General features: G+C 69.2%; 18 protein-coding genes. 16 read left to right on the forward strand and 2 right to left on the reverse strand.

The features are described from left to right. Positions 1-2 precede the first annotated feature (2 nt). The 16 genes from NM961_RS12180 to NM961_RS12255 all read left to right on the forward strand — a co-directional run bounded on the left by NM961_RS12180 (position 3) and on the right by NM961_RS12255 (position 17,191). Positions 3-1,355, forward strand: a complete 1,353-nt coding sequence (locus tag NM961_RS12180; protein WP_255914659.1) for a DnaJ domain-containing protein — start codon at positions 3-5, stop codon at positions 1,353-1,355. Next, on the forward strand, positions 1,355-2,614 hold the full coding sequence (locus tag NM961_RS12185; protein ID WP_255914660.1) for a hypothetical protein: 1,260 nt from the start codon (positions 1,355-1,357) through the stop codon (positions 2,612-2,614). Before NM961_RS12180 ends, NM961_RS12185 begins: the two co-directional genes overlap by 1 nt. A 101-nt stretch (positions 2,615-2,715) precedes the next feature. Continuing rightward, positions 2,716-3,183 (forward strand): FecR family protein, encoded by a 468-nt coding sequence (locus tag NM961_RS12190; protein ID WP_255914661.1) that lies wholly within the window; start codon positions 2,716-2,718, stop codon positions 3,181-3,183. 6 nt (positions 3,184-3,189) lie between these two features. Next, entirely contained in the window at positions 3,190-4,647 is a 1,458-nt protein-coding gene (locus NM961_RS12195) for an O-antigen ligase family protein (protein ID WP_255914662.1), read from the forward strand. Further along, positions 4,599-5,531, forward strand: a complete 933-nt coding sequence (locus NM961_RS12200) for an FkbM family methyltransferase (RefSeq protein WP_255914663.1) — start codon at positions 4,599-4,601, stop codon at positions 5,529-5,531. Before NM961_RS12195 ends, NM961_RS12200 begins: the two co-directional genes overlap by 49 nt. A 39-nt stretch (positions 5,532-5,570) precedes the next feature. Further along, positions 5,571-7,052, forward strand: coding sequence for an oligosaccharide flippase family protein (locus tag NM961_RS12205; protein ID WP_255914664.1), 1,482 nt, complete (start codon positions 5,571-5,573; stop codon positions 7,050-7,052). Beyond that, positions 7,049-7,867 (forward strand): glycosyltransferase family 2 protein, encoded by an 819-nt coding sequence (locus NM961_RS12210; RefSeq protein WP_255914665.1) that lies wholly within the window; start codon positions 7,049-7,051, stop codon positions 7,865-7,867. The genes NM961_RS12205 and NM961_RS12210 overlap by 4 nt, the downstream gene beginning before the upstream one ends. After that, positions 7,864-8,763 (forward strand): FkbM family methyltransferase, encoded by a 900-nt coding sequence (locus NM961_RS12215; RefSeq protein WP_255914666.1) that lies wholly within the window; start codon positions 7,864-7,866, stop codon positions 8,761-8,763. Before NM961_RS12210 ends, NM961_RS12215 begins: the two co-directional genes overlap by 4 nt. Beyond that, positions 8,751-9,839, forward strand: coding sequence for a glycosyltransferase family 4 protein (locus tag NM961_RS12220; RefSeq protein WP_255914667.1), 1,089 nt, complete (start codon positions 8,751-8,753; stop codon positions 9,837-9,839). Before NM961_RS12215 ends, NM961_RS12220 begins: the two co-directional genes overlap by 13 nt. Then, positions 9,836-10,921 (forward strand): glycosyltransferase family 4 protein, encoded by a 1,086-nt coding sequence (locus NM961_RS12225; protein WP_255914668.1) that lies wholly within the window; start codon positions 9,836-9,838, stop codon positions 10,919-10,921. Before NM961_RS12220 ends, NM961_RS12225 begins: the two co-directional genes overlap by 4 nt. Further along, on the forward strand, positions 10,905-12,113 hold the full coding sequence (locus tag NM961_RS12230) for a glycosyltransferase (RefSeq protein ID WP_255914669.1): 1,209 nt from the start codon (positions 10,905-10,907) through the stop codon (positions 12,111-12,113). The genes NM961_RS12225 and NM961_RS12230 overlap by 17 nt, the downstream gene beginning before the upstream one ends. Continuing rightward, on the forward strand, positions 12,110-13,420 hold the full coding sequence (locus NM961_RS12235) for a glycosyltransferase family protein (protein ID WP_255914670.1): 1,311 nt from the start codon (positions 12,110-12,112) through the stop codon (positions 13,418-13,420). Before NM961_RS12230 ends, NM961_RS12235 begins: the two co-directional genes overlap by 4 nt. 6 nt (positions 13,421-13,426) lie before the next feature. Next, the gene (locus NM961_RS12240) at positions 13,427-14,602 is read left to right on the forward strand and encodes a carboxylate--amine ligase (protein WP_255914671.1); all 1,176 of its coding nucleotides are present in this window, start codon (positions 13,427-13,429) and stop codon (positions 14,600-14,602) included. Beyond that, positions 14,599-15,459, forward strand: a complete 861-nt coding sequence (locus tag NM961_RS12245) for a carbohydrate deacetylase (protein WP_255914672.1) — start codon at positions 14,599-14,601, stop codon at positions 15,457-15,459. Before NM961_RS12240 ends, NM961_RS12245 begins: the two co-directional genes overlap by 4 nt. Beyond that, the gene (locus NM961_RS24295; protein WP_305119148.1) at positions 15,459-16,034 is read left to right on the forward strand and encodes an acyltransferase; all 576 of its coding nucleotides are present in this window, start codon (positions 15,459-15,461) and stop codon (positions 16,032-16,034) included. Before NM961_RS12245 ends, NM961_RS24295 begins: the two co-directional genes overlap by 1 nt. Further along, a complete protein-coding gene (locus NM961_RS12255) occupies positions 16,031-17,191 on the forward strand; it encodes a glycosyltransferase family 4 protein (protein ID WP_255914673.1) in 1,161 nt (386 codons plus the stop codon). Before NM961_RS24295 ends, NM961_RS12255 begins: the two co-directional genes overlap by 4 nt. An 88-nt stretch (positions 17,192-17,279) precedes the next feature. On the opposite strand, the gene NM961_RS12260 is transcribed toward NM961_RS12255, so the two are convergent. Together NM961_RS12260 and NM961_RS12265 are read right to left on the reverse strand one after the other, a co-directional pair. Beyond that, entirely contained in the window at positions 17,280-18,308 is a 1,029-nt protein-coding gene (locus NM961_RS12260; RefSeq protein ID WP_255914674.1) for a hypothetical protein, read from the reverse strand. A gap of 55 nt (positions 18,309-18,363) precedes the next feature. Further along, positions 18,364-20,118, reverse strand: coding sequence for an amidohydrolase family protein (locus NM961_RS12265; RefSeq protein WP_255914675.1), 1,755 nt, complete (start codon positions 20,116-20,118; stop codon positions 18,364-18,366). Positions 20,119-20,129 lie beyond the last annotated feature (11 nt).

Here is a 20,129-nt window from a genome sequence, read left to right on the forward strand (position 1 = left end):
GCGTGAGCGACGCCGTCGACCTGATGCTGGGTGTGTTCCGCTCGCCGGCGCGCTCGGCGGGGCTGCGCATGCGCGAACTGCCCGACGGCCTACTCGATGTAATCCGCATCGCCGCCGGTGACGAGGCCGCCACAGCCGCGGCAAGCGCCAGCACCAGCCTTGATGACGCCGACCTCCACCTCGCCGCCGGCCTGCTGCTGCATAACCTGTGCTTTTTCGACGGCGCTGACGCTTACCGCACCCTGGGGGTGCGCCCGCAGGACGACGCCGCGCAGATCAAGCAGCACTATCGCTGGCTGGTGCGCTGGCTGCATCCCGACCGCGACCCGGACAATCTGCACGGGGTGTTTGCCGACCGCATCAACCGCGCCTGGAATGCGCTGCGCACACCGGAGCGGCGCGCCCGCTACGACCAGGACCTGCACGCGGCCGGCGACGTAGGCACGGCCGGCATCCGGGTCGTAGACACCTCGGCGCTGCTGCGCGCATGGGCCGAGCCCTCGCCGGGGACGCTGCTGTCGGCCCGGGCGGTGCAGCGCCTGCCGCGGTTCGTGGCGGCCGGCGCGGGCGCCTTCGCGCTAGCTACGGTGGCCCTGGGCGCCTGGATGGCATCACTGGAAATGGAAACGGCGCCACCGGGACCGGCGACGCACTCCGCACCCGAGGCGCGCCCGGCCGGCGGGCTGGAACGCGCATCGCTCGCCGGCGCTGTCGCCACGTCGCCGGTGCCGGCTTCGACGTTCGGGCCGCCGAACGGGGCACCGCCGCCGATGACGCCGCCGATCATTGCCGCACCGCCGCGACAGACGGCTGCGGCCGGCACGCCTAGACCTGCGGCGGCGCCAGAACCGGCGGCACGGTCCCGCGAGCCGCCGCCGCGGTACAACCGCAATGCCGCGGTCGCAGCAGCGCCGCCCACGTCCGCAGCGCCGCCCCGCCCATCCGCAGCAATTCCGCAGCCTGCCACCGCACCGGCTGCCGCGGTCGCGGTTCTTTCCAGCAGCGAGCTGCGCGAGTTCGTCGAGCGCTTCGAGCGCCTTTACACGGCCGACGATGTCGAGCGATTCCTCGCCCTGTTCAGCCCCGGCGCGCGGGGCAACAAAGGCAACTATGCCGACCTCGCCGGCGACTATCGTCGCCTCTTCGAGCAGCGCCGCCACCGCCGGCTGTCCCTGTCCGACCTGCGCTGGGAAATTGACGGCGACCGCGCCGCGGGCAACGGCCGCTATGCGGCCTGGGTCGGCCCCGGCGTGGGCAAGCCCGAAAGCCATACCCACGGCCAGATCCTGCTGCAGCTCACGCGGGACGCACACGGACTGCGCATCACCCGGCTGCATCACACGGTGAGCCCGTAGTGGTTGCCCCAAGGCCGGATTTCCGCCGGCATCTGGCCAAGGCCGTGCTGCTCGCGGCCGCCGCGGCCACCGCCTGGAAAGCCCTCGTCCTGGGCCTCGGCGCGCTGTATCAGGCAGACCCCGGCCATGCGACGACGCTGGACCAGGGCAATGCCAGCGCCGCGCTGGCCCTGGCGAAACAGGCCGCTGCCAGACCGGACCTGCGTCAGCGTGCAGGCGACGCCGTGCGCCGCGCTCTCACGCAGCGGCCGGTGGACGGGCGCCTGTTCCGCGCACTGGCGCAGCTGGACCAGGGCGATGCGACAGCAGCGCGCCGGCGGTGGCAGGCTGCCGCGCTGCTGCGTCCCGCCGATGTGCAGGCACGCGCCTGGCTGGCGGACGAGGCCGTGGCCCAGGGCGATTTCATCGCCGCGCTGGAGCACACCGACGCGCTGCTGCGCGTCGCGCCCGCCCAGACCAAGAACCTGTTTCCCATCCTCGCGCAGTGGCTCAGCAGCGGCGAGCACACCGCGGCCTTCGCGCAAACATTGGAACAGCGCCCCCCCTGGCGACGCTCCTTCGCCGACTACCTGGCGCGGGAAGGCACCGCGGCGTCGCTTTATTCCTTTGCGCAGGTGGCACAGCGCCTGCGCCGCGGCCCCGCACCGCTGGATCCGCAGGAAGCCCGCGGCCTGGTCAACCGGCTGGTGCAGGAGCAGGATTTCGAGCGCGCCTACCTGCTCTGGCGTTCCGTGTTGCCGCCACTGCAGGAAAGCGCCGGCATGCTCTACAACGGCGGCTTCGAAATGCCGGCCAGCGCCGCGGCTTTTGACTGGACCCTGCGCTCCACTCCCGGTGCCGGAGTCTCGGTGGAGGATGGCGGGACGTCCCGTGGCAAGGTCCTGCGCCTACGTTTCAGCGGCGTGCCGGTGACCGGGATCGGCGTGGAGCAGACATTGCTGTTGCCCCGCGGCGTGTATCGCTTCCTCGGTCAGGCACGACAGCAGGACCGGCACGGTACACCGCTAGAGTGGCGTATCTATTGCCTGGCCGGATCGTCGCGCCTGGTCGCGACCGGACCGCTCGCGCAAGACGACCACGACTGGTCAAGCTTCGATTTCCGCCTGGCTGTGCCCGCCGAGGACTGTTCCGCCCAGCGTCTGCAGCTTGCCGCGAAACGCGACGCGGCCGGGCGGCCGCTTGCCGGCACAGTCTGGTTCGACGATCTCGCAGTCCAGGCGCAGGCCTCTCCCGGCGGCCCGCCACCCGCGCACCGCTAACCCGCGTCGCCTTGCCTGGGGTGCGGAAGCGGGTCTAGACTGGCGCCCGGTCGCTACTTTTTAGCGTTCTGGCTTATTGCCAAAAGCGACGGGAGACCTGCATGAAGTTCCATCTCGTTCTCGCGCTCGTCCTGCTCTGTCCGCTGGCCCATGCCCAGGCCGTTGCGCCCGATGTTCCGATAGCCACCATCGCCGCCGTCACCGGCGAAGTGATGCTGGCCCAGGGTGCCCAGATAGCCCCCGCCAAAGCCGGCGCCACGCTCCAGGCCGGCGACCGCGTCATGACCATGGACGACGCGGACGTGCTGATCGCCTTCGCCGACGGTTGCAACCAGCGCCTGCCTGGCCAGTCGCTGCTCGCCATCGGCGAGACCTCCGGCTGCGACCAGGGCCCCGGCCGGCTGCGTTCGTTCCGGCAAGCCATCGGCGAACCCGGCGGAGGCGCAGCCGCGCCGCCCCGCCTGAGCACCGGTGAAAAAGTCACCGTCGCCGCCGCCGTGCTGGTACCGCTGCTGTGGCTGTGGGATCACAACCGCGACGACGACGGGCGCGAGCCGGTCAGCCGCTGAGTGCCATTGACCGCCCTGCGCACGGATCGCACCAGTTCATGGGAAGCGACGCACCGCGCCGCTACGGCGCCGGTGCCGGTCCACCCACTGGAATACGCCTGCTGGCTGCTGCTCGCGCTGGGCGCGATCATGGGCGGCCTGTCGTTCTTTTCCTGGCGCGACGGCGCGCTGGCCCTGCTCGCGCTGCCGGTGCTGCTGCTGGCGCTGTGGCCGTGGCCGCCGCAGCGACCGGATCGGGCGCTGCGGCACCGGACAGCGGCCGCGCTGATGCTGGCCGCCCTGCCCCTGATCTACCTGCTGCCGCTGCCACTGGAACTAGCGGCGCATCTGCCGGGCCGCACCGTACGTCTGCAGGCGGCGATCGAGGAACTGGGACCGGCGGCCTGGACGACCGTATCGCTTGCCGCGGATGACACGTGGCAGGCCTGGCTCAAACTGGTTCCCGGCCTTGCCCTGTTCCTGGCGGCACTGCGCCTGCCGGATACGCGACAGCGGCGCCTCCTCGGCGCCATCCTCGCTATCGTGATGCTGCAGGCGCTCTGGGGCCTGGCTCAGGTATCCGGCGACACCGACAGCAGCCTGTTGTTCTACGGTGCCGCGGACGATCACCGCGCCAGCGGCAGCTTCGCCAACCGCAATCACTTCGCCAGCCTGCTGCTGCTCGGTCTGCCGCTGCTGGCCGTGCTGTCAGCCGGCGGCGGCTGGGATTGGCGGCAGGCGCCGCAGGCCGGCTGGCGCCTGATGGGCGCCACAGGGCTGCTGCTGGTGACGACGGCCCTGCTCGCGTCACGTTCGCGGGCGGCCGCAGGCCTGCTGGTGCTGGAGGCCGGTCTCTTTTGCTTGTGGCTACTGCGCCGGCGCGGCCTGTCGCCGCGGCTGCTGGGTGGAGGCCTGGCGCTGGGTCTGGCGGCGGGGCTGTATTTCGCGGCATATCTGGTGCCGGGCGGACTGGAGCTGGACAGCGCCGACGGGCGTCTGGGCGTGCTGCAGCGCTCGCTGACGGCGGCGCTGGCATTTTTCCCGCTGGGTGCCGGGCCCGGCACGTTCGGCAGCGTGTTTCCCGGCTTCGACACCCTGGCTACGCTGGACAAGGTCTACATCAACCACGCCCACAACGATCTGCTGGAGCTGCTGTTCGAACTGGGCATGGTAGGCGCGGCGCTCTATGCGGGCGCACTGGGGCTGCTGGCTGCGGCGCTCTGGCGCCATGTGGTCCGGCGCGGCGGCGACGCAGTGGAATGGGCCTGCGTGCTGGGGCTGTGCGCCGTGGCGGCGCATGGCGCGGTGGATTATCCGCTGCGCGTACCGCTGGTCGCGATGGTGACGCTGACATTTCTGGGCGTGGTGCTGCGGCCGGCCGCCACGCCGCCTCCGCGCCGGAATGGCGTGGACGCCAGGGCCGCGTCTGCCAAGGCGTGGCCCTGGCCCACGCAGGCAGGGCCCGGCCCACGGAGCGCCCCTTGAATCATTCCCGCTTCGGACCAGGGCCATGCGGGTATCTGCGCCGCCGCCTGCGCAACGCCTGCGCAGAACGGCTGGCGCGCAGCAATGCTGCCGTCGCGGCACCGCAGATCGCCTGCTTTCCCCGCGACTATATCGGCCGGCTCATCGTCGCGAACGGGTTCTACGACGATCTCGCCCTGCATTGCCTGTTCACGCGGACCTTCGCCGGCCGGCTGGAAACCTTCCGCGACGGCACCGCCCTGGACGTTGGCGCCAACATCGGCAATCACAGCCTGTGGTTCGCGCGCTTCTTCCGCCGCGTCATCGCCTTTGAACCCAATCCGGTCTGCGTACGCCTGTTCGAAGCCTCCGTCCTGATGAACCAGCTGCACCACGTGACCCTGGTGGCACAGGGACTGAGCGATCACGCCGGGCCGGCACTGCTGCACTCCAACCTACAGGGTAACCTCGGTGGGTCCAGCCTTTCCGCGGCGGGCCGCGCCGGCGCCACACAGTCGTTTCCGATACGCCTCTCGCGCGGCGACGATGCGTTGGCGCCGATCACGGATGTACCGCCCGTGCGCCTGGTCAAGCTCGACGTCGAAGGACACGAACACGCCGCGCTGCGCGGGCTCCAACAAACCCTGCGACGCGACCAGCCGCTGGTGCTGTTCGAGAGCATGCAGGCCTCCGGGCCCGACGGCAGTGCGGCGATTCTCGACACGCTGCGTCAGCTGGGATACCGGCACACCTACGTCATGCAAAGCGATACCGCGCCGCGCTCCAACGCGCTGTTCCGCCTGCTGCGGCGGCTGACGCGCGGGTACCAGCTCACCGTGCTGGAGGTGGACCAGCCGGACGACCGCTTTCACAGCCACATCATTGCCGCGGCCGATGCGCTCTGAGCGGGAAGCCCCCGTTTCCCTGCGGCGCGGGCGCGGACCGTGAAAGCGTTCGCCCGAGCGATCGCGCTGTTCTTCACCGGCTCGGTGGTCGGCACCCTGACCCAGGTCGCCAAGGGCAAGCTCGCTGCCATGGTGCTCGGCCCCGAAGGCACCGGCGTGATCAATCAGCTCACCAATGCGTGGAACCTGCTCTACGCGCTGACCGGCCTGGGTTTCTACAACGGCATCGTGCGCCGCGTTGCCGAAGCGCACAGTGGCGGCGACCGAGAAGCACTGGTACGGCAGCTGTCGACCTCGCTCCTGTTTCTCACCGCGGTCGCAAGCCTCGGCGCCGCGGCCAGCGTGGTGCTGGCGAGGCCGCTTTCCGAGTGTCTGTTCGCCGATGGCGGGCATCACGCCCCGCTGGTCGCCATCACCTTGCTCAGCGTGCCCTTCGCGATCGTGGCGCAAACCTACAAAGGACTGCTCAGCGGCTGCCGGCTGGTCCGCCCCATCGTCAGCGCCCAGATCGCCTCCGATGTGCTGGGCCTGGTTCTCTTCGTGATCCTGGTGCTGCAGATGCAGCTGACCGGCGCGGCACTGGCGTTCAGCGTGCTGCAACTGCTCAAGCTGGTGCTGCAGATCGCCACCGTGCGCCGCGCGGTGCCCGGCGTGGTCACTCTGCCCCGTGCCGCAGCGTTTTCCTGGCGCGAGGTCCGCATCAATGCAAGCTTCGGCATCAATGGCCTGTTCATGGCGGCGCTGGCCGTGCTTACGACCGTCGTCGTCTCGCGCTGGATCATCGCCACGCACGGGCTGGACGCCAACGGCATATTCTCCGTGGCCTGGAAAGTCGCCAGTGTCTACTTCGGCGCCATCTACGCATCCGCCGGCAGCTTCTATTTTCCCAGCCTGGTGGCCTGCCGCGACGACGCCGACCTGCGCCTGCGGGTCAACGAGGCAATCAGCCTGTATCTCTATCTGCTGCCTCCGCTGATCATCGCGCTGATGACCGCGGGCGAGAACCTGATGGTACTGCTCTTCAGTCCCGAGTTCGGCGCCGCGGCCGGCCTTCTGCTGCTGCTGCTGCCCGGAGACCTGTTCCGCGTGCTGGCCGAGGCCATGGGCATGGCCTTCCTGGCGCGCCGCAGGCTGCTGGCCTATACGCTGAGCTACGTGCTGTGGGCGGTAACGTTCCTGGCTCTCAGCCGCGCCGCACTGCCGCGCTATGCACTCACCGGCGTGGCAGGCGCCTATCTGGTATCGCAACTCATCAACGCAGCCGCGGTATACCTTTGCGCGCGGCGCCATTTTCGCTTCACCGTCGCCCGGCCTACCCTGCGGGCGCTAGGCGCAGGCGTCACCGCCGTGGCCGCGGCGGCGCTGTCGCTGGCGCAGGCGTCGGACTGGCCGCTGCGCTGTGCCAAGGGCGCAGTCATCCTGGCGCTGTGGTTCGGATTCGCCTGGACCGATCCCCGCTTCCGCACACTCGCGACGCAGGCCTGGTCGAAAGCGTTCCGGCGCGCGGAGCAGCGCACATGAAAACGCCGCGGCTGGCCATACTCACCGCCAGCTACAACCGACGCGACAGCCTGCGGCGGCTGCACCGCGCGCTGGCACGGCAGGCCTGCGCGCTGGACTGGCTCCACGTCGTCGTGGACGACGCATCCGATCCGCCCATCACCGAAGCCGATGTAGGCGCCCAGCCGGGGCGCCTCGTGTTCCACCGCAACACGCGCAACCGTGGTCCGCTGGTCACTCGCAACACCGGCCTGGACATAGCACTCGCGGAAAATGTCGAACTCATCGCCTTCGTCGACGACGACGACACGGTCACGCCGGATTTCTTTTGCTATGTTACGGACATGTGGACAAATCACCACGACGTGGGCTGGTATGTCAGCCGCTGCCGCTTCACGGGCGAGACGCCGGGCTCGGCCGTGTGGCCGGAGGCCGACGGCGTCTACGATTGGTTTGACGACATGCAGTTGCGCCGCCGGTTCGGGGCCGACGTAATGCACGTGGTTGCCGCGCGGCGCCTGCAGGGCGTGCGCTTCTCCACCTGGGGCAGGCATCAGCGCGAATGGACGCTGCTTGCCCGGCTCGCCCGCGGCGGCGGGTTCTACGCGACCGACCGAATCACCAAGATAGCCACGTATTCGCCCGACGGCCTGACCCTGCGCAAGCGCGGACCGGCGCCTGATCTGGCGACCTGCGCGGGCTACGTGGCCAAACCTGCGGTCATCGCCCTGCGCCGGCCGCGCTCGCTCACGGCCTGGCGCGCACTGGCGCGCCAGCTGGTCCGCTTTCCGCTGCGCCTGGGCCTGCTCGCGCTGCGGCGCCTGGGGCTGGCGTGACGCCGCGGCTCCTGCATCTGAAGCCCGCCGCCTACTTCGCGCGACTGGCGCGCGCCGCCCTGGCGCGCCTGCTGTCGCGCCACCGCCGCCGGACGGGCGCGGCACGCATCGCCTGTTTTCCCGGCGACGACATCGGCGACCAGATCATCGCCCACGGCTGGTACGAAGATCTGCTGCTGCCGGCGATCTTCGACGGTTTCCTTGGCGCAGAAGCGGACGCCTTCCGCCGCGGCGCGGCCCTGGACGTCGGCGCCAATATCGGCAATCACTCGCTGTGGCTGGCGCGGCGTTTCGCCCAGGTGTACGCCTTTGAACCCAATCCGGTCTGCCTACGGCTGTTCGAGGCGAACCTGCTGATGAACCAGGTGGACAATGTGCACCTGTTCGCCCAGGGCCTGAGCGACGCCGCGGTGGAGATGACCTTTCACGCCGACCTCGACCGCAATCTCGGCCGCTCGGGCGTGAGCCCGGCCCTGGCCCCCACAGCGACGCGCCGTTTTCCCGTGCAGTTGGAGCGCGGCGATCATCTCCTTGCCGGCAGAGTGCCGGAAACCTTGCCAATCCTGCTGGTGAAGCTGGACATCGAAGGCCACGAACTCCAGGCCCTCGCCGGCCTGGAGGAAACGCTGCGACGGCACCGGCCGCTGGTGCTGTTCGAGTCGCACCGCGCCGGCGGCCCTGGTGGCAGCGATGCCATCGTCGGCCTGCTCGGGCAATGGGGCTATGCCCATTTCTATGTGCTGGAGGCAAACGCCTCGCGCTGGCGCAACCGGCTGGCCAAGCTGGCCCATCGCCTGATCCGGGGCTGGCGGCTGAGCGTGCGCGCCGTGGCCCGGCCCGAGGACCGCCGCCACAGCCTCGTCATTGCCTCGGTGCGGCCGCCATGCGGGTATTGATCCTTGCCAAGCATCTCAGCCACGCCCTGGGCGGCATCGAGATCCAGTGCGAGCTGACGGCGCGCCAGCTCGCGGCACTCGGCCACGACGTGTGCTATGGCGCGGCCGGGGGTATCTGCGCCACGCTGCCCGCCGTCCCTTATGCAGTCGATCGCTGGACACCCGGCAATGCGGCGCAGACGGCGGCGCTGATCGCCCGCGCACGCCCCGACGTGATCTACCTGCGCCACAACAAGGTCGGCCTGCGCACTACCGCGCGCACTGCCGCGCGCGCCGGCGTGCCGCTGGTGTTCGCCGCGTCCAGCCTGCAGGACGTTCAGGCGTTCAGCTATCACGCCAAGCATGCGCGCTGGACCCCGCGGCGCTTGGCCTCGGTCGCTTGGCAATGCCTGCGCAGCCGCTGGAACTGGAGCGGCTTCCGCTGGGTATCCGCGGCCGTCTCGCTCAATGCGGACTACACGCGGCACCTGCCGGTGGCGCGGCGCTGCCATATCCCGGATTCGATGGAAGCGGCCGCGGAGCCATTCCGCTGGCCGCGCCGCTTCGTCGCCTGGGTGGCCCAGATCAAGGACTACAAAAACCCCGGCGCCTATGTCGAACTGGCGCGGCGCTGCGCCGATCTGGAGGTCGATTTCCTGATGGTCGGCGAGGTGATAAGCCCGCGCTACGCCTGGATCGCCCAGGGCAAGGACCTGCCGGCGAATCTCCGCTACCTCGGCGTGCGCACGCCGGCCGAAGTCAACGGCATCCTCGCCGCGGCCGCGGCCTTGGTCCACACCTGTGATCCGGAAGGCTTCGGCAACAACTTCATCCAGGCGTGGCTGCAGGGAACGCCGACGCTGTCACTGTATTTCGATCCGGGCGGGCTGATCACGCGCGAGCGTCTCGGCAGCGTGCCGGGCGACCTGCCCGGACTGGAGCGCGACCTGCGCGCGCTGTTGGCGGACGAGGACGTGCGAGCGCAGACGGGAGCGCGGGCGCAGGACTATGCGCGCCGGCAGCACGACCCCGCCGTCAATGCGCGCCGCCTGGCGCAGCTGCTGGAGGAAGTCGTCCACGGCGCGAGGGCACCGTGAAGGTGCTTTTCCTCACCAAGTACCCCCGCGACGGCGCGAGCAGCCGCTACCGCGTGTATCAATACCTGCCCTACCTGGAGGCAGCGGGCATCGCCTACCGGGTGCAGCCGTTCATGACGCCGGCAATGTACCGCGCAATCAACCGTCGCGGCGCTGCGCCCGCCAAGGCGCTGCACACGGGCTGCGCCGTGCTGCGCCGCGCTGCCGCCGTGCTTGGCGCGGGCAGCTACGATCTGGTTTTCCTGCAACGCGAGTGCCTGCCGTTCGGCACGCCCTGGCTGGAGCGCGCGCTGCGCCGTCGTGCGCCGCTGATCTTCGACTACGACGACGCCCTGTTCCTGTTCAAGCCGAGCACGCATACGCCGCTGGCCGACGCACTCAAGCGCCCGCAACGCATCATCGAGATCTTCCGCCTGGCCGATTGCGTACTGGCCGGCAACAGCTGGTTGTGCGCGCGAGCAGCCGAACACGGCGCAGACGCGCGCACCTTCCACGTGGCGGAAGACCTGCAGCGCTACACGCCCCGGCCCGCACCACGCGGCGACGGGCCGCTGGTGCTGGGCTGGCTGGGCTCGCCCAGCACGGAAAAATACCTCGACGCCATCCGCGAACCGCTCCGCGCGCTGTGCCGCCGGCATGAGCGGCTGCGGCTGCGCATCGTCGGCGGCGGGCATTTCTCTGACCCGGAGATCCCGGTCGAGCACGTGCCCTGGCACCTCGATACCGAAGTGGCGCAGTTGCACACCTTCGACATCGGCCTGATGCCGCTGCCGCTGGAGGAGTGGTCGCTCGGAAAATCCGGCGGCAAGGCACGCACCTACATGGCCGTCGGTCTGCCGGCGGTATGCACCGGCATCGGCTTCAACTGCGAACTGATCAACGATGGCGAGACCGGCTTCCTGGTGCGCGAGCCTCAGGAATGGCAGGCCGTGCTGCAGCGGCTGATCGAGGACCCGGGCTTGCGTGCGCGCGTGGGCGCGGCCGCGCGGCGCACCGTCGAAGCGCGCTTCTCCCTGCAGCAGCAGGGGCCGCGCTTCGTCGAAATCCTGCGCGAGGTGGCCGCCCGTGGCCGACGCCATTGACGTACTCTACATTTCGTACAACGGCATCGACGAGCCGCTGGTGCACTCGCAGGTGCTGGCCTATCTGCAGGGCCTGTCGCCACGCGGCTACCGCTTCAGCCTGCTGACATTCGAACGCTCTGCGGCCGCCGCCGCGGATATCGCGGCCACGCGCGAACGCCTTGCCGCGCAGGGCATCGACTGGCATTGCGTGACGGCCCACCGCGGCTGGGGCGCGCTGTCCTCCCTGCGCGACCTGTGCGCCGGCCTTGCCGTCGCGCGGCGGCTGCAGCAGACCCGGCCCGCGCGGCTGATCCATGCGCGCAGCTTCATTCCCGCGCTGATCGCCTGGCGGCTTGCGCGTCACGGGCCGCCGTTCCTCAACGACCTGCGCGGTTTCTGGATCGACGAAAAGGTCTATCGCGGCCGCCTGCGCGAAAACGGCCCGGCCTATCGCCTGGCCAAGCAGCTGGAAGCCCGTGTGCTGCACGCCAGCGACGCCATTGTTTCGCTCAGCGAACGCGGCGCGCAGGCGCTGCAGGAATCCGCTGCCTCGCGCGGCCAGCCACTGCCGCCGCTGGTCACCATCCCGACCTGTGTCGACACCGCCCGCTTCGTCCCGGCCGCCCGCCCGCAGACTCAGCCGCGGCTGTTCGGCTACGTAGGCTCGCTCGGGGCGGAATACCTGCCCGAACGCATCATCGGCTACTTCGCCGCTGCGCGGCGACATTTCCCCGGCTGCCGCCTGAAGCTCATCTCGCGCAGCAGCGCAGCCCCCCTGCGGGCACTGGCGGCGCAGCAGGGCCTGCCGCCGGACAGCATCGCCATCGTGGCGCTGCCGCCGGAGCAGGTGCCGGCGGAGGTCGCTCGCTTCGACGTGGCGATGTCCTTCATACGGCCGCATTTCTCCAAGCTGGCCAGCTGCCCGACCAAGGTCGGCGAGTACCTGGCCGCGGGCGTGCCGGTGGTAGGCAACGCCGGCATCGGCGATATGGACGCCCTGCTCGGCGACGGCCGCGTCGGCTTCCTGCTGCGCGACTTCGACACCGGCAGCCTGGAGGATTCGTTCCGCCACCTGCGCCGGCTCTGGGGTGATGCCGGGCTCGCGGCGCGCTGCCGCGCTGCCGCCCTGGCGCAGTTCTCGCTGCGCGAAGGTATCAATCGCTACGATGCGATTTATCGCATGTTGCTCGCCCGGGGCGGGCTGCCATGATCGAGACCGTGCTGGAGGTCGCAGCGGTGCTGCTGCTGTGCGCGCTGGGTGCGGCATGGGCGCTGGACCGCCGCGGCGCGCCGCGGCAGCTTGCGGCTGTCCTGCCGAACAACGCGCCGCCGCAGCTCACGGCGGCGGCGCGCCGCTTCCTGGGCCGGCTATTCGTCGCCGCCTTCCTGGTGCGGTTCGGCGGCGTGCTGCTTATCAGCCTCACCGACGCCATCCGCAGCTTGAGCCTCAGTCCCGACTCCCTGCGCTATCACGAGGAGGCGCTGGCCATCGCCGAAGAAATGCGCGGTGGATTTTTCAACGCACCCAACTGGATCGACAACGGTTGGTTTCAGTTCACCGGCCTCATCTACTACCTGCTCGGGCCCAATCCGCTCTATATCCAGCTGATCAATATTCTGTTCGGCGCGCTCACACCGCTGGTGGTGTTCCGCCTGGTGCTGGAGGTCTACGGAGTGGAGAAAATCGCCCGCGTCACCGCCATGCTTGTTGCATTTTTTCCTTCTTTCATTTATTGGTCCTGCCTCATGCTCAAGGACCCGCTCTCGATCTTCAGCCTGTCCCTGCTGGTGCTGGCCGTCGTGCGCCTGCGCCGGGACTTCAGCGCCGGCGCGCTCGCGGCGATGGCGTTCAGCCTGATGATGCTGCTTGGCGTACGCGAGTATTTGTTCTTCGTGAGCGTATTTCTGATCGTGATTTCGTACGTTCCGGTGGAGGGACGGCGCACGGCACCGCTGCTGGCGACCATGGCCGGCGTCGTCGTGCTGATCGGCGCGGCCACGTATTCCGCCGGCTTCGGCGTATTCGGTTCGGACTACATCCGCCAGTCGCATTACTTCGACCTGGAGTACATCAACCAATCGCGCATCAACATCAGCCACGGTACCGGCGCCTTCTTCGACGAGCCGGAAACCGCGGCATGGGGCGAGAGCGCGGACTCGACATTTCGCGCCCTGGCCGCAGCGATCTACTTCTTCTTCGTCTCCATAGACCTCACCCAGATCGGCAGTCTGCGCCAGCTGATGGCGCTGCCGGAGGTACTGGTCTTCCTGCTGCTGTTGCCCAGCCTGATGCGCGGCCTGGGCCAAAGCTGGCAGCAGGCGCGGCAGGCATCGTTGCCACTGGCGGTGTTTGCCTTCGGCCTGCTCGCGGTATACGGCTCGGCGGCCACCAACATGGGCGCGATGTTCCGCTGGCGCATGCAGGCATTGCCGCTGCTGCTGGCATTCATGGTGTACGGCGCCTTCGTCCACGGACGGGGGCCGGTGTTCAACGCGCTCAAACGCCTGGATTTCTAGCACCGCATGCCTGGCCCCGTCGATGCCATCGTGCTGGGCCTTTCGCCGACCGGGCTGTTTGCCTGCCGCGAACTGCACCGCGCAGGCCGGCGCGTGCTCGGGGTGGATTCGGGTCCGGCCTGCGGCGCGCGCTCGGCGACGCTGGCGGCACGCTGGCAGGCGGAAGATGACACGGACCTGCGGCATCGCCTTGCGGATCTCGCTGGCCGCCAGCCGCGGCCGCCGCTGCTGCTGCCGACGAACGACCGCTACATCGAATTCGTGGGCCGGCACGCAGCCACGCTTGCGCGGGACTTTTGCTTTGCCGATGCCTACCGCGGACTTGCCGAAACGCTGCTGGACAAGCGGCTTTTTCACCGGTTGTGCCAGGAACACAACCTGGCCACCCCCAGCGTCTGGGAACTGGCGGACCGGACGGCGCTGCCGGCGCTGGCCGGGCAGATCGCCTTCCCCTGCCTCGTGAAACCGGCGCTGATCCACCGCGCGCGACGCTACCTGCGCGGCCACAAGCTACTGCTGGCGCGCACGCCGGCGGAGTTGCAGGACTTTCTCACCGGCGTGCCCGACGATGTCGGCGGCTGGCTGTTGCAGGAGCTGATCCCCGGCGCGGAATCCCGCATCACGCTCTGCGCCGGCTACATCAACCGCGCTGGCGAACTGGTGCAGGCTTTCACCGCGCGCAAGCTGCGCCAGTATCCGCCGGGCTTCGGCTCGGCCAGCCTGGCCATGAGCGAGACCTGCGCGGAAACCGCAGCGCTGACCACCGATTTCCTGCGTGCGATCGGCTTCCGCGGCATCTTTGGCGCCGAATTCAAGCGCGATCCGCGCGACGCCCGGCTGAAGATCATCGAGATCAACCCCCGGCCTACCCTGTGGTTCCAGCTCAGCCATGCGGCGGGCAAGCGCATCGTCGACGCCGCCTGGCGCGACCTCGGCGGTGCCGAACCCGCGCCCGACCGGCCGCAGCGCAACGGCGTGCTCTGGCGCTACGCCCTCAAGGATCTCGCCGCCGCCCTGTTCTACCGGCGGCGCGGCGGCGATTTCGTATTCCCGCCGCCGGATCTCGCCGCGTCCGGCCCGCGCCGCAGTTCGACCTGGGCGGTACACGACTGGCGCGACCCGCTGCCGGCCTGGGCCGAGCCCCTGCTTTACCTGCGCAAATGGTGGAAGGAGCGGCGATGAAGACGCTCATTGTCAATGCCGATGATTTTGGTCTCTGCGACGGCGTGAACGCGGCCATCATTGATGCCTACGGTGCCGGCGGACTGTCCAGCGCCACATTGCTGGTCAACGGCCGCGCGGCCGCGGCGGCGGCGGCGCTGGCGCGGCACCATCCCGGCCTCGGCGTGGGCCTGCATTTCAATCTCACCCTGGGCCAGCCCAGCGCCGAGCCAGCCGAGGTGTCGGATCTGCTGGATGCCGCAGGAGCGTTTCCCTCGCGCACCGAACTGGCGCGGCGTCTGCTGCGGGGCCGCGTCAGCGCGGCGCAGATCGGCCGGGAACTGGAAGCGCAGCTGGCAGCATTCGCACGGCTGGGCCTGCGTCCCACCCATATCGACAGCCACCAGCACGTACATGCCTTTCCGCCGGTCTTCGACGTGCTCGCACGCGTCTGCGCGGAACGGTCGCTGCCGCTGCGCCAGCCCTGGGTGGCGCGGCCCGGCGGCGCGCGTGCGCGCCTTGGCCGGACTCTGCGCAGCGCCGCGCTGCGCTGGATGAACTGGCGCAACCGCCGGCACTGGCACGGCCGCCTGCGCAGCAACCGCGCCTTCACCAGCGTGTTCGACCTGGGCCTGCCGCCAGCGCGGCTGGATGCCGGCCACTATCGGAGCCTGCTGGGCGCCGTGAGCGCATTTCCCTGTGAACTCATGGTGCACCTCTCGCGCCGGCCCGAGGACGTCGACGGGCTCACCCGCATCGGCGGAGTGTCGTACGCGGAATGGCGATGTCTCGCGAGCGGGGCGCTCGCCGAGGTCATCGCCGAACAGGGATGGCACCTGCGCAGCTACGGCAACGCTTTCGACGGCGGGCCGGGCTGATGTACCGCGACATGCACGAAGGCCGGCCCTCGGCGCTGCGGCGCTGGGCTCTGCGCGAGATGGTGTTCCTGCCGCTGGCCAACCACCTGCCGCGGCTGTGGATACTGGATCGCTACCGCTACCTGCTCTACCGCCTGGCCGGCGTGCGCCTGGACGGGCGCTGCACTATCCATGGCCCGCTGAGCGTGCGCCCTTATGGCGCCTGCCCGCAGATCCGCATTGGTGACGGTACCTTTCTCAATGTGGACACGGCGTTCACCTGTGTCTACGACGGCGTACGAATCGGCGCGCGCGCGCAGATCGGCCCGCGCGTCAGTTTCGAGACCATGGGGCATGGCCTGTACTACGTGCCGGGCAAAGGGCGCGGCCGCACCTCGGCACCGATCGTCGTAGAGGATGAAGTGTGGATCGGCGCCAACGCCGTGATCCTGCCGGGCGTGACCATAGGCCGCGGCGCCGTGGTCGCAGCCGGCGCCGTCGTGCACCGCGACGTCGCGCCCTACACCCTGGTCGGCGGCGTGCCGGCTCGACTGATCCGGGCGCTGCAGCAACCCGAACCGGAGGGAAGCGAATGAAGATCCTTCTGTTTGCCAACAGCGACTGGTATTTGTACAACTTTCGCCTCGGCCTGGCACTGGAACTGCAGCGCCGCGGCATTGAGGTGGTGCTGGTCTCTCCCGACGGTCCGTACGGCGCGCGGCTGCGCGCGCGCGGCCTGCGCTGGATAGTGGCGCCGCTGCAGCGGCGCAGCCTGGATCCGCTGCGGGAAGTGCGCGTCATAGCCTGGCTGTGGCGCCTGCTGCGCCGGGAGAGGCCGGACCTGATGCACAGTTTCACCATCAAGTGCGTGGTATATGCCTCGGTGGCCGCACGCCTCGCGGGCGTGCCAGCCCGCGTGGGCGCGGTGACCGGCATGGGCTATGTGTTCACCAGCACCGACCTGCGTGCGCGCCTGCTGCGTCCGCTGGTCCGGGGGCTGATGCGGGTGGCGCTGGGCGGCAGTCACCTGCGTCTGGTGCTGCAGAATGCGGACGATGTGGCGCTGTTTCGCCACAGCCGGCTGGTGGATGTCCGGCGCATCCGTCTGATCCCCAGTTCCGGAGTGGATGTTTCGCGCTTCACCGGCTGTACCGCGCCGGCAGATCACGGCGACCTGCGCGTGTTGCTGGCGGCGCGGCTGCTGTGGGACAAGGGCATTGCCGAATACATCGGGGCGGCGCGCCAGCTGCGCGCCGCAGGCCGGCGCATCCGCTTCCAGCTCGCCGGCGCCCTGGACGAGGGCAACCCGGCATCCGTGCCGCACGCCAGCGTCGAAGCCTGGGCGGCGGAAGGCGTGATCGAGTGGCTGGGCCACGTGGAGGACATGCCCGGCCTGTTCGCCCGCACCGATGTCGTGGTACTACCCAGCTATCGCGAAGGCTGTCCAAAATCGCTGATCGAAGCTGCCGCCTGTGCCCTGCCCCTGATCACCACGGACGTGCCAGGCTGCCACGACGTGGTGCGCCACGCAGTGGACGGGCTGCTGGTGCCGGCGCGAGACGCTGCGGCACTGGCCGAGGCCGTCGCCCGTCTGGACGATGACCGCGCGCTGGCGCGCCGTCTTGGTATCGCCGCGCGGCAGCGCGCCCTGGCCGAATACGACGAACGCAGCGTGATCGCCCGCACCCTGGCGGTCTACCAGGAGCTGCTGCCGGCTGCCGCCACGGCGCGGCTCGCCGATCTCGTCCATTGAGCGCCACGCGTCGCATCGGAACGACGCGACTCGCCTGCGTACGGGCCTGGACGGCAGCGCATCGCCCGCCCGTCATCGAGGCAACGCCTCAGTCATCGTCATCCACATCGTCGATCGCATCGAGGAAGCAGGCATCGTCCGGGGCGTTCTTCGGCGGCACGATGTAGGCGTTTTCCCGCGCCGGAACACGCCAGGCCGGCGGCAGCGCCGGCGCCTTGCCGTTGAGCAGATCGTGTACCACGGTGCAAACGTAAGGATTTCCGTTGGCGCCTTTCTTGGTAAATACCCGGTGCCGTTCTCCCGCGGCCAGCTGGATGTAAGTGACGCCGGGCACCAGCGCCGGTGCATCGGAAAGCGACAGCGTGCCCAGGCGCGGCCCTGTTTCCGGCCTGCCCTCTTTGTCGCAGCGCGTCGAGCGGGCGAGCGTGCTGTCGTCGGGATTGGACAGGACATACGTGGTGCCGGCCGGCTGCGCGGGCAGCCACTGCGCGTGACCGGCCAGCGGCACGTCGGACTCGGAAACCACCCGGATATCGAACAGCCGGGCCATGGCTTCGTCGCCTCCCGGCTGGGCCATGGCACTGCGCAATACGAATCCGCCCATGCTGTGCACCAGCAGCACCACCTTGCGACCACGCCATTGGGCCGGATGCGCCTCGCGGTGCGCCGCCAGCGCGGCGGTCAGCCGGGCCAGCAACGGTCCGGCGGCGGCGGCCTTGTCGAATGGCCGGCTGCACAGCGGAGCCAGGAGCCGGGGCTTCGATTTCCAGTTCACGCCCAGCACGAGTACGCCGTGCTGTTCGATTTTCTCGATCACCCGGTTCTTGCTGCCCAGGAGCGAGTCCTCGAAGCTCTTCTTGGGTTCGTGCCCGCGGCCGTGCACGTAGACGACCAGCGGCCTGGGCGTACTGCCCGTATCCGCGGCGAAAAGCGCCTGCAGCACGGCATCGAGTTCGTTTTCCGCATGCTTGCGCAAGGCGGTATGCAGGCTGAGCAGCGGCCGCTGCGCATCGTAGTCGAGGCTCTCTTTCCTCGCGGCTGCCGGGGAAAACGGAAACCCGATGCCGACCGCCAGCAGCATCAGGCCTGCCGTACGCGCGCATCTCATCGTGTGCATGGCTGCTCCCTGTGCAGTATCTGGCCAATGGAAAAAACACTGCGCCGGCACCGTCTCAGCCGGCGGCGAACACAGGCAGCCGGGAAGCAGGCAGGCGGTGTGCGGCGTAGAAATCCAGGAGACGCCGGCGCGAGCTGTCGCCTTCGCGCAAGCCCAGGAAGCGTCCCGCATTCAGCTCGAAGATGCGGCGCAGCGGTTCGGCGCCGAGACCGACGCGGTCCCTGAAGAAGGCGTAGACGCTGCGCGCGTAGTCGGCATAGCCCGCATCCACGCCCAGCATGATCCAGTCGGTGCCGAACACGATATGCCGGCAATCCGGATCGAAGGCAGCGATCCAGGCGCGGAATGTTGCCGCGTAGGCATCGAGTTCCTGCGGCGACTTGTGCACGACTTCGCTCAGATAGCTGAAGTCGGCGAACACGGGCGCATCCGGATGGTCGCGGAAATGACGGCCCAGCGTCCATTCCCAGGTCCGCTCGTTACCCGTCGCGCCGGGCGGCGCAGCCTGCGAGACGAATTCGAAATTGCCGAAATGCGCCAGCATCACCGGCAACGTGGGCCAGCGCGCAAACACATCGAGCCAGAACGCGGGATCGGCCCTGGCGCCATAGCCGTCGCCCGAGCCGTTGCTGTTGTTGGCATGCGCCAGGATGCACACGCCCTGGCTGGCGCAGTAGTCGTAGAGCTGGGCCAGCGCCGTGTCCAGCCGGCGCCCCAGTCCGATGGCTTGCCCGGCACGGCGGGTTGCCTCGTCGGCCTGCGCGGTGGACTGGGCTATGGCCTGCTCCAGCCGCTCCACGGCGGGTTTCGGATAGGTCTGCGCCGGCGCCGTTCCATTGCCGAATGCGCGGAAGCCCATCGGCGGATACATCTTCACGCCGATGAACCCTTCCTGCTGTATGCCGCTGCGGACCAGTTCCAGCGGATCGAAACCCTCGCGCGAGACGTCGTAGATGGCCTTGCGCAAGGGATCGAACGCCACGTAGCCGTGAACCACCGGCCCCTTGGCGCGGCGTGCGATACGTCCCATCACGCGGATCTGCCTGGGCAGCGGCGTCTGGTACGGCCCGTCCTCGATGAACTGGCCCAGCCAGTGGTCGAAATCCACCGTCGCCGGACACAGCAGCCGCGCGTCCATGCCCTGGCAGCGCAGGTCCGCGGCCAGTTGCTCGGCCAGCGAATAACGGTAGCGCGTGAACAGGGAAAACCAGCGCAGCAGAACGCCCAGGTCGTACTTGGAACGGTAGGCCTTGGCCGCGACTTCGCGCGCCGCGGCCGGCTCCACCTCGGCGCTGGAAACCGCGATGCCGTCCTCCCCCGCGGCCCTGAAGATCGCCCCGCGGACCTTGCGCAAGCCGGCGGCACCTTCGTCGGCGGCGACAGCCAGGCCGTTTTCGCCGACGAAGCCGGCAAGGGCGTCGATGAAGAGCGACTCGTTCTGCGCCGGATCCGCATTGCCCGGCTGCGGACGGGCTTCCCGGTCCAGCACCTGGATTTCCGCATCCGCATTCGGTGTGCGCGTACGGCCCACCAGGCGCGTCAGCAGCTTGACGAAGCCGTCGAGCACGTCTTCATCCTCGATATCCAGCACGCTGACCGCCTGCCGCGGATAGTGCTTGAGCAGCACGACCTTGATGAACCGCTCCTGCGCCAGGTCGCTGCCGTTGAATACGTGGCAATGCGCGTCGACGACATGGGCGTATACCGGCGGCGGCGCCGTGCAGCGCACCATCGAATCGCGGCAGGCAGTCTGCAGCAGCGCCAATTGAGCGAGGCTCGCACTGGCAACGACGAACTCACGTCTTTTCATGGCTTCCCCCG

Source organism: Tahibacter harae (assembly GCF_024437735.1).
Classification (GTDB): Bacteria; Pseudomonadota; Gammaproteobacteria; order Xanthomonadales; family Rhodanobacteraceae; genus Tahibacter; species Tahibacter harae.

What these genes read in the sequence shown, in the direction of transcription:
- NM961_RS12190 (WP_255914661.1), top strand. Translation starts at nt 2,716, where the DNA reads ATGAAGTTCCATCTCGTTCTCGCGCTCGTCCTGCTCTGTCCGCTGGCC.
- NM961_RS12210 (WP_255914665.1), top strand. Translation starts at nt 7,049, where the DNA reads ATGAAAACGCCGCGGCTGGCCATACTCACCGCCAGCTACAACCGACGC.
- NM961_RS12220 (WP_255914667.1), top strand. Translation starts at nt 8,751, where the DNA reads ATGCGGGTATTGATCCTTGCCAAGCATCTCAGCCACGCCCTGGGCGGC.
- NM961_RS12235 (WP_255914670.1), top strand. Translation starts at nt 12,110, where the DNA reads ATGATCGAGACCGTGCTGGAGGTCGCAGCGGTGCTGCTGCTGTGCGCG.
- NM961_RS12240 (WP_255914671.1), top strand. Translation starts at nt 13,427, where the DNA reads ATGCCTGGCCCCGTCGATGCCATCGTGCTGGGCCTTTCGCCGACCGGG.
- NM961_RS12245 (WP_255914672.1), top strand. Translation starts at nt 14,599, where the DNA reads ATGAAGACGCTCATTGTCAATGCCGATGATTTTGGTCTCTGCGACGGC.
- NM961_RS24295 (WP_305119148.1), top strand. Translation starts at nt 15,459, where the DNA reads ATGTACCGCGACATGCACGAAGGCCGGCCCTCGGCGCTGCGGCGCTGG.
- NM961_RS12255 (WP_255914673.1), top strand. Translation starts at nt 16,031, where the DNA reads ATGAAGATCCTTCTGTTTGCCAACAGCGACTGGTATTTGTACAACTTT.
- NM961_RS12260 (WP_255914674.1), bottom strand. Translation starts at nt 18,308, where the DNA reads ATGCACACGATGAGATGCGCGCGTACGGCAGGCCTGATGCTGCTGGCG.
- NM961_RS12265 (WP_255914675.1), bottom strand. Translation starts at nt 20,118, where the DNA reads ATGAAAAGACGTGAGTTCGTCGTTGCCAGTGCGAGCCTCGCTCAATTG.